Source organism: Paraliobacillus zengyii (assembly GCF_003268595.1).
In the GTDB taxonomy this organism is placed as follows: domain Bacteria; phylum Bacillota; class Bacilli; order Bacillales; family Amphibacillaceae; genus Paraliobacillus_A; species Paraliobacillus_A zengyii.
Genome location: NZ_CP029797.1, coordinates 1,049,353 through 1,063,282 on the forward strand (window position 1 = coordinate 1,049,353; position 13,930 = coordinate 1,063,282).

The 13,930-nt window shown below is 42.2% G+C and carries 9 protein-coding genes, 3 rRNA genes and 1 riboswitch; of the genes, 10 read left to right on the forward strand and 2 right to left on the reverse strand.

The window, feature by feature from the left end:
- Nucleotides 1-54: 54 nt before the first annotated feature.
- Nucleotides 55-741, reverse strand: coding sequence for a thermonuclease family protein (locus DM447_RS05220; RefSeq protein ID WP_112180215.1), 687 nt, complete (start codon nt 739-741; stop codon nt 55-57).
- 90 nt (nt 742-831) lie between these two features.
- Nucleotides 832-1,554, reverse strand: a complete 723-nt coding sequence (locus DM447_RS05225) for a DsbA family oxidoreductase (RefSeq protein WP_112180216.1) — start codon at nt 1,552-1,554, stop codon at nt 832-834.
- Nucleotides 1,555-1,738: 184 nt separating this feature from the next.
- Nucleotides 1,739-1,850: riboswitch (TPP riboswitch) on the forward strand.
- Between the two features lie 96 nt (nt 1,851-1,946).
- Between DM447_RS05225 and DM447_RS05230 the strand changes: the two genes are divergently transcribed.
- The 10 genes from DM447_RS05230 (at nt 1,947) to rrf (ending at nt 13,930) form a co-directional block, all read left to right on the forward strand.
- Nucleotides 1,947-2,927 (forward strand): ABC transporter substrate-binding protein, encoded by a 981-nt coding sequence (locus tag DM447_RS05230; RefSeq protein WP_112180217.1) that lies wholly within the window; start codon nt 1,947-1,949, stop codon nt 2,925-2,927.
- An 18-nt stretch (nt 2,928-2,945) separates the two neighbouring features.
- Nucleotides 2,946-3,236: a thiamine-binding protein gene (locus tag DM447_RS05235; RefSeq protein WP_112180218.1), complete on the forward strand. Its 291-nt coding sequence runs from the start codon at nt 2,946-2,948 to the stop codon at nt 3,234-3,236.
- 48 nt (nt 3,237-3,284) lie between these two features.
- Entirely contained in the window at nt 3,285-4,049 is a 765-nt protein-coding gene (locus DM447_RS05240) for an ABC transporter permease (protein ID WP_112180219.1), read from the forward strand.
- Nucleotides 4,046-4,783, forward strand: coding sequence for an ABC transporter ATP-binding protein (locus tag DM447_RS05245; protein ID WP_112180220.1), 738 nt, complete (start codon nt 4,046-4,048; stop codon nt 4,781-4,783). The genes DM447_RS05240 and DM447_RS05245 overlap by 4 nt, the downstream gene beginning before the upstream one ends.
- A complete protein-coding gene (locus DM447_RS05250; RefSeq protein WP_112180221.1) occupies nt 4,783-5,562 on the forward strand; it encodes a TatD family hydrolase in 780 nt (259 codons plus the stop codon). Before DM447_RS05245 ends, DM447_RS05250 begins: the two co-directional genes overlap by 1 nt.
- Before the next feature lie 794 nt (nt 5,563-6,356).
- On the forward strand, nt 6,357-7,445 hold the full coding sequence (locus DM447_RS05260) for an N-acetyltransferase DgcN family protein (protein WP_112180223.1): 1,089 nt from the start codon (nt 6,357-6,359) through the stop codon (nt 7,443-7,445).
- Nucleotides 7,446-7,656: 211 nt separating this feature from the next.
- Entirely contained in the window at nt 7,657-8,259 is a 603-nt protein-coding gene (locus DM447_RS05265; protein ID WP_112180224.1) for a DedA family protein, read from the forward strand.
- Between the two features lie 472 nt (nt 8,260-8,731).
- A 16S ribosomal RNA gene (locus DM447_RS05270) occupies nt 8,732-10,299 on the forward strand.
- A gap of 356 nt (nt 10,300-10,655) precedes the next feature.
- Nucleotides 10,656-13,602: ribosomal RNA gene (locus tag DM447_RS05275) — 23S ribosomal RNA — on the forward strand.
- A gap of 212 nt (nt 13,603-13,814) precedes the next feature.
- Nucleotides 13,815-13,930 (forward strand): 5S ribosomal RNA (gene rrf, locus DM447_RS05280).
- The 16S, 23S and 5S rRNA genes sit together here, the layout of an rRNA operon.

Genomic DNA, 13,930 nt, shown 5'->3' on the forward strand with positions numbered 1-13,930 from the left:
CATGAAAAAGCACTGTATCTCCATTGAAGATACAGTGTTTTACTATTTTTTATGTCATTCACAACCAATACCATCGCCATCTCGGTCTAAATGTGTACCATAACCAGGATCTCCTTCTGAAATAGGACTAGCATTTGCTTCAGCTACTGCCGTACAATTTTGATAGTAAACATCTGAGCTTGTTTCATCTATATCGACTGTTGTAAAACCATCTTCAGTTACATAACCATCCTCACTCCAGATGTTAAGATCAGCTGCTTTTGCTTTAGTTTCGGCTTCCTTTAGTTGGTCGGAATGTGTGTAAGGCGGATCATATTCATAGGCGTAACGTGCGAATCCCTCTTCCAACAACATTTCATTAAAAAGTTCACCGTCTATCCATATATATGCTAACAGTCGGTCATACTTATCTCGCTTTGGACCATCATATTCGAGCTGAATTTGAGTGCCTTCTGTCAATTTTTCTTTAGCAAACTGACTCGCTTGTTCTCCGTAGGGTTGGACTGGCAGGTTAGGATGTTTTGTCTCAGGTGTATCAACTAGTAAAAGTCGAACACTTTCCTCTTCACCATCCAAGATAATATGGACCGTATCGCCGTCGACAACACGATCCACAGTTGCGGAAGGAAGATCCGAATCTGTTTGTGTTTCCCTGTTTAGATCAGTTTGAAGACCACAGCCAGTTAATAAGGTTAATATGATTAGTAATAAGCCTAGTTTTTTCTGTAATAAAGTTGCCATTATTCTATGATGTCCTCCTTGTTTTTAGCAACATTCATTTTAGCATAGATAAAAAAAGAAGGCTTCCGATTTTTCGGAAACCTTCACGTATTATTTTTCTTCGGGAATGCCACATGAATCATCAGTACAAAATTCTGTTTTAGAAGTTGAAAGATCCGTAAATTTTGGCTTTGGATTTTCTTCTTCCCAAACTGTATTTAAGGCATCTTTAAATGTTTCTACTGGTTGAGCACCAGAAATTGCATATTTATCGTTAATTACAAAAAACGGTACACCAGTCACACCGTATTGTTGTGCCAATGATTCGTCAGCTCGTACGTCATTAGCAAAAGCTGTTTCATCTTGAAGAACTTCTATTGCTTTTGTTTTCTCTAGCCCAGCATCTTCTGCAATCTTAACTAATGCATCTGTTTCACTTAGATTAACAGAATCGGTAAAATAACCATACAATAGTTTCTCTGTCAAGATTGCTTCTTTACCAATACTTTTGGCATATTTTGCTAAGCGATGCGCGTTAAACGTATTAGTCGGTTTCATTGTTTCGAAATGGAATGTCAAACCAACACTTTCAGCTTGCTGACCAAGTCCAGCGTTTGTCTCTTTCGCTTGTTCGATTGGCATCCCATACTTATCAGCAATTGCTTCATGAATGCTCTTACCTGCATATACTGCTGCATTTGGATCTAATTCAAAGCTTTTAAATTCTATTTCAACACTATCTTTTTGCGGGAATTGTTCGAGCGCTTGTTCTAGGCGACGTTTCCCAATATAGCAAAACGGACAAACAAAATCAGACCATACATCTATTTTCATTAGAACACCTCAGTTATTTAATTAATCTTTGCATGTTTATTGTGCCATAATAAGTAGAAAAGATGAAATCATTTGCTTATGTATAGACTGAATAGTAAAGAAAAATGACTAATGATGATGAAATAGTACTTGAATATTAGTCGAATCTATGGCAAAGTTGGTAGTGTAATTAATTAAATAGCACGTTTCAATGTAGGGGGACCAGTTTGGCTGGTTGAGATCGTATCCGTTATAGATACTGACCCTTGGAACCTGATCTGGCTGAGACCAGCGTAGGGAACATATATGAACACGAATAGAAGTGACTATATATGCGCCCAGGCTAATGCCTAAGCGTATTTTTTTTCGTGAAAAAGGATATGTTCCTCCACAAATAAAAGGGGGATTTTAAGATGAAGAAAGTATTATTTTTATTGGTTACACTTGGATTTATTATTACAGGGTGTGCAAATGACGAACAAGCTAGTCAAGAATTGGAGAAAGTAACGATGGTGCTAGACTGGACACCAAATACAAATCATACCGGGCTTTATGTTGCGCAAGCTGAAGGTTTTTTTGAAGAAGAAGGCTTAGATGTAGAAATTACATTGCCAAGTGAATCTGGTGCAGATCAAGTTGTAGCAGCGGAAAAAGCTGATTTTGGAATTAGTGCACAGGAAACAATTACAGAGGCTCGGACACAAGATATACCGATTGTATCTATTGCAGCAGTTATTCAGCATAATACTTCAGGATTTGCTTCTCCAGTAGATAAAGAAATTACATCACCTGCAGATTATGCCGGTAAAACGTATGGTGGTTGGGGAGCACCAGTTGAGGCAGCAGTAATTGACTCACTAATGAAACAAGAAGACGCTAGTGTGGAAGATGTGAACATAATCAATATGGGAAATACTGATTTCTTCACGGCGGTAGAACGTGATATTGATTTTGCTTGGATATATTATGGGTGGACAGGTGTTGAGGCTGAGCTTCGTGGTGTTGATCTAAACATGCAGTATCTAACTGATTACTCAGAGAAATTAGATTACTACACACCAGTCATTACAACGAATGAAATGATGATCGATGAGAATCCAGAAACAGTTGAAAAGTTCTTAGCGGCTGTAGCAAAAGGGTATAATTATGCAATAGATAATCCAGAAGAAGCGGCAGATATTTTAATTGAAGCTGTACCTGATTTAGACCCAGAACTTGTGAAGGCTAGTCAAGCATGGTTATCACCAAAATATCAGGATGACGCAGCTAAATGGGGTGTCCAAGATGTTGAAGTGTGGGAAAATTACGCAGATTGGATGTACGAAAATGATTTATTAGAGACAGAACTTAATGCGAATGATGCATTTACGAATGAATTTTTACCTGAAGATTAAAAGGGAGGCTCTCGAAAAATTGCTAATGCACTTGTAAGTATTCAAATTATCCCAAAAACAAAAAATGGCGAAGATGTCATTCCATATGTTGACGCAGCAATCGCAGTAATCGAAGCATCTGGTGTGAGGTACCAAGTTAATCCACTCGAAACGACAATGGAAGGTGAATTAACGGAGCTATTTCAAATTATAGAAAAAATGAATGAAGAAATGGTCGCTCTTGGTTGTCCGAGTATTATTTCCCAAGTGAAAGTCTATTATAAGCCTGAAGGGGCATCAATGGATGTGTTAACAGAGAAATATCGTTAAGAAAAAAGGGAGGGATGGCGGTGTCAGTTTTGACGTCGCCTTTCTAATATGAAAAAATTTACAACAAAAACGATCAGTCCAATTATCGTCATTGCTGTTCTTATCGTATTATGGGAAACGATTAGTCACCTTTTTGATATCCCAGCATGGCTATTACCGGCACCAACTGTAATTGTTCAAGAAGGAATCGCGGGTTGGAGTGGCTATCAGCATCACCTTATCTCTACAACGAAATTATCAGTAATTGGATTTGCCATTGGCGTATCAGTGGGACTTATGGTGGCGATTAGTTTGCATATATTACCAACGTTTAAAAAAGCATTTTATCCGTTATTGATTTTATCACAAAACATTCCGATTATCGTACTTGCACCACTGCTCGTTATTTGGTTTGGATTTGGGGTAATGCCTAAACTTATTGTCATTACACTCGTTTGTTTCTTTCCAATCGCGGTTTCGACATTAGATGGTTTTCGCCAAACAAGTCACGAATTGTTGCATTACATGCAGATGGCCGGTGCATCCAAACGGCAGATCTTCACGAAACTAGAATTACCACATGCGCTACCATCAGTTTTTTCGGGCTTAAAAATCGCTGCAACCTATAGTGTAATGGGCGCAGTTATTTCCGAATGGCTTGGAGCAAATCAGGGAATTGGCGTCTATATGACATTAGCTCAGTCCTCTTTTCGAACGGATCGTGTTTTTGTTGCTATTTTCTTTATTATGCTCTTATGCATGCTCTTCTTTGGAATTATTGTTGGCTTAGAAAAGATATTTATTAAAGGACGTGTGAAGGAGGAAAACAATTGAGCGAACTTGTCGTTAAACAAATCGGAAAGTCATTTGTAGATCAAGAAGTGCTAGCTGATCTATCTTTTTCAGTCAAAGATGGTGAATTCGTTTCTTTACTAGGTCCGTCTGGAAGTGGAAAAAGCACACTATTTCATTTGATAGGTGGCATGTACACACCTGACACTGGTGACTTTTACCTTGATGGAAATAAGATTACTGGTAAACGCGGAGCAATCAGTTATACACCACAAAGTCCGTCGCTATTTCCATGGCGAACGATTTTAGAAAATGTTGTTTTAGGTGCAGAGATTCAAGGTAAACCTGATTATCAAAAAGCACGATCTATGTTAGCTAAAGCTGGACTGTCTGGTTATGAAGATACATATCCATATGCGTTATCAGGAGGGATGCGTCAACGCGTTGCTTTCGTTCGTGCATTGTTAAGTCCACAAGATTTCATTTGTTTAGACGAGCCGTTTTCCGCTTTAGATGAATTCACCCGATTGGAAATGCAGAAATGGCTATTAAAAATTTGGGAAGAGAATCGTCAATCAATTCTTTTTGTTACCCATAACATTGAAGAAGCACTTTACTTATCTGATCGGATTATTGTTTTATCAAGCAAACCAGCTACAATAAAAAAGGAGTTCAACATACCATTTGAACGTCCGCGTGATCCGAATCTTTTTTTGACGGAAGAATTTTTGCAATGGAAAAAATCTATTTATCAAGAGTTGCAGGGGGCAATCTAATGTTTCCGATTATTGATGCACATATTCATTTGGATTTATATGCAAGATCTGAACGTCTGAAAATACTAGCTGAGTTGGAACAAGTGAAAGTAGAGGCACTGATCTGTGTTTCCAATGATGTTCATTCGGCAGAAAAAGTAATGAAGCTAGCCAGAAGAGATGCTCGAGTTAAGCCGGCAATAGGTTTTCATCCAGAACAATTCTTACCAACCTCAACTGAGTTGGAAATGATACTGTCTCAAATAGAACAGTATCAACATGAGATAGTTGCTATCGGCGAAGTAGGTTTGCCTTTTTATAAACGGCAGAAAGAACCTAATTTGGATTACGAACCTTATGTCGAATTACTAGAACAATTTATTAAACAGGCTGCACGTCTGGACAAGCCAATTGTTTTGCATGCTGTCTATGACGATGCTCCAATTGTTTGTGATCTGTTAGAAAAACACAATCTAAAAGATGTGCATTTTCATTGGTTTAAAGGGGATCAGCATACAATTGATCGAATGATTGACAATGGCTATTTTATTTCGATTACACCAGATTGTCTCTATGAAGAAGAAATACAAACACTTGTTACAAGCTATCCCCTCAATCAAATGATGGTTGAAACAGATGGACCATGGCCGTTCGAAGGTCCCGTTTCAAAAGAGAAAACCCATCCGAAAATGATTCATCAATCAATCGCAAAAATTGCCGAACTGAAGCAATTACCAATCAGCGAAGTCTATCAGCAGTTATACAACAACACAAAAACGTTTTACCGCTTAGAAAACTAGTATTTACTAGTTTTTTTATTTTGATTTTTCGCAAACAGTGTTGCTATTCACTATTCAGACTTGAGAGAAACTGCGACGTAGTGAAACTTCTTTATCCGCTACGTCAGCAAATGGTTTCGCTTTCCGTGGGCACAACCTTAGCTATCTATAGAAGCAAAGAACGCTTCTATAGAGGATCTTCGGTTTGTGCTGTTCCCACAGGAGACTCAACCATTTGCTTCCTTCGCTGGAATCTAATTATAAACGATATCAATATGGACAGAAAAGATGGATTAAACTAGATGAAAATAATAATTTACGTGTTAATTTCCAGGAAACAAAACGTGATTAAAATTAGTTCATTTATATGTAAAGATTTATACTCTCTGTTAGTGATGGGAAGGTGGATATTAGCGTATCAAGTGAAATTGACGACACTCCTGCAGGAACAGCGCGGGCTGAAGATCCACTCGGAAACGTACTTTGTTTTCGAGTTAGCTGAAGCCGTACCTGCGGAAAGGGAGTCAATTTCACTTGAGTAGCGGGTCAGGTAATTCTGTTACGTCGCAGTTGATGGTAATTCGGACTTAATTTATGTTGTGTTGGAATTTGTGGAAATATAGTTTTTAATTTAAACTTTTAAAAAACAATTTTAAATGCATCCATTTTCTTCCTAATAGTATAGCTTAGAGGGTCAGGCGTATGCTATACTTACTATGCAATGCAGAATTATATCTTGTGAGAATAAGATATATAGACTTTTTCTATAGATAGTTAAATAGATTAGAAAGATATGTTAGGGAGGAAAAAGTCTTATGAAAGAAACGGCGATAGTTTATTGTGAAAGTAATTTCGGTTCAAAGGATGGAAAGACAGCCAATGGACTGGTAAGAAGCTCAAGAAAGTTTGAGATTGTGGGTGTTATTGATAGTACGAAGACTGGAATGGATACAGGTGAAATACTTGTTGAAGAAAAAAATGGCATTCCAATATTTGAGAACTTAACAGATGCAATCGAAAAATTAGATAAAGTACCGAATCAATTTATATATGGAATTGCTCCTTCTGAAGGATTTTTAAAGGAAGATGAAAGAGGTATCGTTTTACGAGCAATGGAAAAAGGGATTAATATTATCAATCCACTACATGAATTTTTCACAGATGATAAGGAATTCACCACTGTGGCGAAGCAATATGGTATTTCCATTCTTGACGTTAGAAAACCTGCAGCAAAAAAAGATTTACACTTATTTTCAGGTCGAATCTTAAATATTAACACACCTGTCGTTGCAGTACTGGGTACTGATAGTGCAAATGGAAAGCGAACTACTTCTGTACTACTTGAAGATGCCTTGCATGCAAAAGGATTAAATGTTGCGTTTATTGCAACCGGACAAACTGGTATCATACAAGGTGCAAAGTATGGTGTTGCTATTGATGCTATTCCATCACAGTTTATGACTGGTGAAATTGAACATCAAATCATGCGTGCTTATGATAATGACAAACCAGATATCATAATCGTTGAAGGCCAGGGCTCGTTAAGCCACCCTGCATATATCAGTTCAGGTGGAATTATTAGAGGATCCAGACCTGGAGCAATTATTGTTCAGCACGCACCTAAACGAGAACGCACAGGCGACTTCAGTTATGAGAAAATGCCTACGATAGAAAGCGAAATTAATCTGATCGAGACATTCTCTAAGTCAAAGGTAATCGCAATAACGATAAATCATGAAAATATGACGGATGAAGAACTAAATACGACAATTTCAGAGTATGAATTAAATCATAAACTACCAACAACAGATACACTTAAGTTTGGCTGTGACAAACTAATTACGAGTATTTTTGATGTTTTTCCAGAATTAAAAAGCAAACAAACAGTTGGTTTATCTAAATAAACAGTTTTGATATAAACTAAAAATGGTAATCTACCTATCCTTATATACATGGATAGGGATTTTTGGTTTCTAAGGGAAAACAACTAATTTTTGTACTATGTATAGAACAAAAATTCCAGCATAATATGAATATCTATTAGTAGAATAAAGTGGAGCGAGCTTTGACGGATTAAAGGGTACATAAAGTAATTGTAGAATGGGATTGATAAGCATGGAAGACTGGTTAATGACAGTGATGAATAGTTATGGTTATCTAGGTATTGTTTTTTTAATTGCAATTGAGAACATTTTCCCACCGATTCCATCAGAGGTTATTCTTACATTTGGCGGCTTTTTAACGATAACAACAACAATGTCGGTAGTGGGGGTTATCATTGCATCAACAGCAGGATCAGTGATAGGTGCGATCGCGCTCTATTTTATTGGTTGGTCGATATCCACCGAAACGTTAAAAAAATTCATAGCAAAACGTGGTCATATACTTCGTCTAAAAGAAACTGATGTTGATCGGGCAATAGGTTGGTTTAATAAATATGGTGGTTGGAGTGTTTTCTTATGTCGTTTTGTTCCGCTTATTCGTAGTTTAATATCCATTCCAGCAGGCTTGGCCAAAATGAGAGTGATTCCGTTTCTTCTATTAACTACATTAGGATCTCTGATTTGGAATAGTGTACTTGTCGGACTGGGTGCTTATGTAGGTGAATCATGGCATGATATAGTTCGTATTATGGAAAGTTACTCGACGGTATTATATGCTCTACTTAGTATTATGGTTGTCATAGGTGTATTGATTTTTATAAAAAAAAGAAAATAACCTGACTAAGAAAAGTGATGTTAGGGAATACATACTTAGTAGGTGCTTTTCACAAATTATTTTGAGTTATAGTATTATATAGAAGGAAGTAGATCTTATTTCTCAAAATCGTTTAGTTAATTCTAATTTGTTATTTACAACGTAAAAGATTGTATGGTATATTGAAATCTATTGCTTTTTCGAGGCGATAATAAATAAGTTTAAGTTAATAAATTTATTGTTGACTTTATTTTAAACCGTGTTATAATTATTTAGCTGACGAAATAACATTGGCCATAATAACATTGTTTTTATAACATGATTGTTTGAACGAAAAAAAGTATTGACGTAACATTATGTAGATGTTATGATTTATAAGTTACCTTAAAAAAGGATAATAAAAAATTGATCTTTGAAAACTGAACGAAACACACAGTATGTTAAGTAAGTAGAAACAACAAGCTAGTTAAGTATTTGAGCAGCAAGCTCGCATTTTATGGAGAGTTTGATCTTGGCTCAGGACGAACGCTGGCGGCGTGCCTAATACATGCAAGTCGAGCGCATGAAATAAGTGAATCCCTTCGGGGTGAAACTTATGGATTGAGCGGCGGACGGGTGAGTAACACGTGGGCAACCTGCCTGTAAGACTGGGATAACTCCGGGAAACCGGGGCTAATACCGGATAACACTTTTCTTTACCTAAAGGGAAGTTGAAAGGCGGCTCTTTGAGCTGTCACTTACAGATGGGCCCGCGGCGCATTAGCTAGTTGGTAGGGTAATGGCCTACCAAGGCGACGATGCGTAGCCGACCTGAGAGGGTGATCGGCCACACTGGGACTGAGACACGGCCCAGACTCCTACGGGAGGCAGCAGTAGGGAATCTTCCGCAATGGACGAAAGTCTGACGGAGCAACGCCGCGTGAACGATGAAGGTTTTCGGATCGTAAAGTTCTGTTGTTAGGGAAGAACAAGTACCGTTCTAACAGGACGGTACCTTGACGGTACCTAACGAGGAAGCCCCGGCTAACTACGTGCCAGCAGCCGCGGTAATACGTAGGGGGCAAGCGTTGTCCGGAATTATTGGGCGTAAAGCGCGCGCAGGCGGTTCTTTAAGTCTGATGTGAAATCTTGTGGCTCAACCACAAGCGGTCATTGGAAACTGGGGAACTTGAGTACAGAAGAGGAGAGTGGAATTCCACGTGTAGCGGTGAAATGCGTAGATATGTGGAGGAACACCAGTGGCGAAGGCGACTCTCTGGTCTGTAACTGACGCTGAGGCGCGAAAGCGTGGGGAGCAAACAGGATTAGATACCCTGGTAGTCCACGCCGTAAACGATGAGTGCTAGGTGTTAGGGGGTTTCCGCCCCTTAGTGCTGCAGCTAACGCATTAAGCACTCCGCCTGGGGAGTACGGCCGCAAGGCTGAAACTCAAAAGAATTGACGGGGACCCGCACAAGCGGTGGAGCATGTGGTTTAATTCGAAGCAACGCGAAGAACCTTACCAGGTCTTGACATCCGCTGATAACCCTAGAGATAGGGCGTTCCCTTCGGGGACAGCGTGACAGGTGGTGCATGGTTGTCGTCAGCTCGTGTCGTGAGATGTTGGGTTAAGTCCCGCAACGAGCGCAACCCTTGATTTTAGTTGCCAGCATTTAGTTGGGCACTCTAAAGTGACTGCCGGTGATAAACCGGAGGAAGGTGGGGATGACGTCAAATCATCATGCCCCTTATGACCTGGGCTACACACGTGCTACAATGGATGGTACAAAGGGCAGCGAAGCCGCGAGGTGAAGCAAATCCCATAAAACCATTCTCAGTTCGGATTGTAGGCTGCAACTCGCCTACATGAAGCCGGAATCGCTAGTAATCGCGGATCAGCATGCCGCGGTGAATACGTTCCCGGGTCTTGTACACACCGCCCGTCACACCACGAGAGTTAGCAACACCCGAAGTCGGTGAGGTAACCTTTACAGGAACCAGCCGCCGAAGGTGGGGCCAATGATTGGGGTGAAGTCGTAACAAGGTAGCCGTATCGGAAGGTGCGGCTGGATCACCTCCTTTCTAAGGATAAATGAAAAGCGTAAGCACGCGTTTAACGACGTATGAACTGGACTGAACCGAAGGAGATAAAGAAAACACAACGAACGAAAGTGAGTTGATGTTGCCTTATCGTACGGAGGAGAAGGAAGTTTACTAGTCGTTGCGTGCTAGAAGCTGGACATATAGGAAAACATACTGTGTTGTTTGGTTCAGTTTTGAGAGATCAAGTATCTTTCATTTTATGTACCTTGAAAACTAGATAAGAAGTTAGGAAGCGAGAAGGATTGTACTTTCAGTACAAAACAGAACGTGAGCCTAACATATGACAAGACATCATATCAAAGTAAGAAGAACCAAACGCTTTTATTAACTAATATAGTTAAGTAAGAAAGGGCGCACGGTGGATGCCTTGGCACTAGGAGCCGAAGAAGGACGGGACAAACACCGATATGTCTTGGGGAGCCGTACGTAGGCATTGATCCAGGAATTTCCGAATGGGGGAACCCCCTGCTCGTAATGGAGTAGGACACTTTACTGAATACATAGGTAAAGTGAGGCAGACCCGGGGAACTGAAACATCTTAGTACCCGGAGGAAGAGAAAGCAAATGCGATTTCCTGAGTAGCGGCGAGCGAAACGGAATCAGCCCAAACCAAAAAGCTTGCTTTTTGGGGTTGTAGGACACGCTATACGGAGTTACAAAGAGACGTTTTACATGAATCGATCTGGAACGATCAGCCGAAGAAGGTAAGAGCCCTGTAATGAAAAGGACGTTTCCTCCAGCGTGGATCCTGAGTACGGCGGAACACGAGAAATTCCGTCGGAATCCGGGAGGACCATCTCCCAAGGCTAAATACTCCCTAGTGACCGATAGTGTACCAGTACCGTGAGGGAAAGGTGAAAAGCACCCCGGAAGGGGAGTGAAAGAGATCCTGAAACCGTGTGCCTACAAGTAGTCGAAGCTCGATATTTTCCTTCGGGAAAAAGAATGAGTGACGGCGTACCTTTTGTAGAATGGACCGGCGAGTTACGATTCTTTGCAAGGTTAAGCCGCACAGGTGGAGCCACAGCGAAAGCGAGTCTGAATAGGGCGTGATAGTAAAGGGTCGTAGACCCGAAACCGTGTGATCTACCCATGTCCAGGGTGAAGGTCAGGTAACACTGACTGGAGGCCCGAACCCACGCATGTTGAAAAATGCGGGGATGAGGTGTGGGTAGGGGTGAAATGCCAATCGAACACGGAGATAGCTGGTTCTCTCCGAAATAGCTTTAGGGCTAGCCTCAAGGAACGTATGTTGGAGGTAGAGCACTGATTGGACTAGGGGCCCTTACCGGGTTACCGAATTCAGTCAAACTCCGAATGCCAATCATATTGCCTTGGGAGTCAGACTATGGGTGATAAGGTTCATAGTCGAAAGGGAAACAGCCCAGACCGTCAGCTAAGGTCCCAAAGTATACGTTAAGTGGAAAAGGATGTGGCGTTGCATAGACAACCAGGATGTTGGCTCAGAAGCAGCCATCATTTAAAGAGTGCGTAATAGCTCACTGGTCGAGTGACGCTGCGCCGAAAATGTACCGGGGCTAAACGTATCACCGAAGCTACGGATTCCAAGAAGTATTGCACTTCTTGGATTGGTAGGAGAGCGTTCTAAGTGCAGCGAAGTCAGACCGTGAGGACTGGTGGAGCGCTTAGAAGTGAGAATGCCGGTATGAGTAGCGAAAAAGAAGTGAGAATCTTCTTCACCGAAAGCCCAAGGTTTCCTGAGGAAGGCTCGTCCGCTCAGGGTTAGTCGGGACCTAAGCCGAGGCCGAAAGGCGTAGGCGATGGACAACAGGTTGATATTCCTGTACCACCTCCTTTCCGTTTGAACAACGGGGGGACGCAGTAGGATATGGAAAGCGCGCTGCTGGTTATGCGCGCCCAAGCAGTGAGGCTGTTGGATAGGTAAATCCGTCCAATGTAAGGTTGAGCTGTGATGGGGAGGGAACTTAAGTACCGAAGTTCCGGATTTCACACTGCCAAGAAAAGCCTCTAGTGAGGAAAGAGGTGCCCGTACCGTAAACCGACACAGGTAGGCGAGAAGAGAATTCTAAGGTGATCGGGAGAACTCTCGTTAAGGAACTCGGCAAAATGACCCCGTAACTTCGGGAGAAGGGGTGCTTCTTTTACGAGAAGCCGCAGTGAAAAGGCCCAAGCGACTGTTTAGCAAAAACACAGGTCTCTGCGAAGCCGTAAGGCGAAGTATAGGGGCTGACACCTGCCCGGTGCTGGAAGGTTAAGGGGATGCGTTAGCTTTCGGGCGAAGCGCTGAACCGAAGCCCCAGTAAACGGCGGCCGTAACTATAACGGTCCTAAGGTAGCGAAATTCCTTGTCGGGTAAGTTCCGACCCGCACGAAAGGTGCAACGACTTGGGCACTGTCTCAACGAGAGACCCGGTGAAATTATACGATGCGTGAAGATGCGCATTACCCGCGACAGGACGGAAAGACCCCGTGGAGCTTTACTGTAGCCTGATATTGAATGTCGGCACAGCTTGTACAGGATAGGTGGGAGCCGTTGAAGCGTGAGCGCTAGCTTACGTCGAGGCGCCCGTGGGATACCACCCTGGCTGTGTTGACCTTCTAACCCAGAACCGTGATCCGGTTCGGAGACAGTGTCAGGTGGGCAGTTTGACTGGGGCGGTCGCCTCCTAAAGAGTAACGGAGGCGCCCAAAGGTTCCCTCAGAATGGTTGGAAATCATTCGAAGAGTGTAAAGGCAGAAGGGAGCTTGACTGCGAGACCTACAAGTCGAGCAGGGACGAAAGTCGGGCTTAGTGATCCGGCGGTACCGTATGGAAGGGCCGTCGCTCAACGGATAAAAGCTACCCCGGGGATAACAGGCTTATCTCCCCCAAGAGTCCACATCGACGGGGAGGTTTGGCACCTCGATGTCGGCTCATCGCATCCTGGGGCTGTAGTCGGTCCCAAGGGTTGGGCTGTTCGCCCATTAAAGCGGTACGCGAGCTGGGTTCAGAACGTCGTGAGACAGTTCGGTCCCTATCCGTCGTGGGCGCAAGAAGTTTGAGAGGAGCTGTCCTTAGTACGAGAGGACCGGGATGGACACACCGCTGGTGTACCAGTTGTTCTGCCAAGAGCATCGCTGGGTAGCTACGTGTGGAAGGGATAAGTGCTGAAAGCATCTAAGCATGAAGCCCCCCTCAAGATGAGACTTCTCATCTTTTTAGAGTAAGATCCCTCAGAGACGATGAGGTTGATAGGTTCGAGGTGGAAGCGTGGTGACACGTGTAGCTGACGAATACTAATAGATCGAGGACTTAACTATAAAAAAGAAGCGTAAGCGTCCGTTTAGCAACGCAGTGGATGGAATGAATTGACTGAGATAAAGGAATCACGATGAACGTAAGTGAATCGATGATGACTTATCGTAGGGAAATTGATGAAGCCACCCAGTTGCTGGACGCTGGAGCTGGATTGATATATGTTGTCTTGTTGTAATTCTTATCTAGTTTTGAAGGTACACTAACTTCAAAATGGTTTAGTGACAATAGCGAAGAGGTCACACCTGTTCCCATGCCGAACACAGCAGTTAAGCTCTTCAGCGCTCATGGTAGTTGGGGCTTTGCCCCTGCGAGAGTAGGACGTCGCTAAGC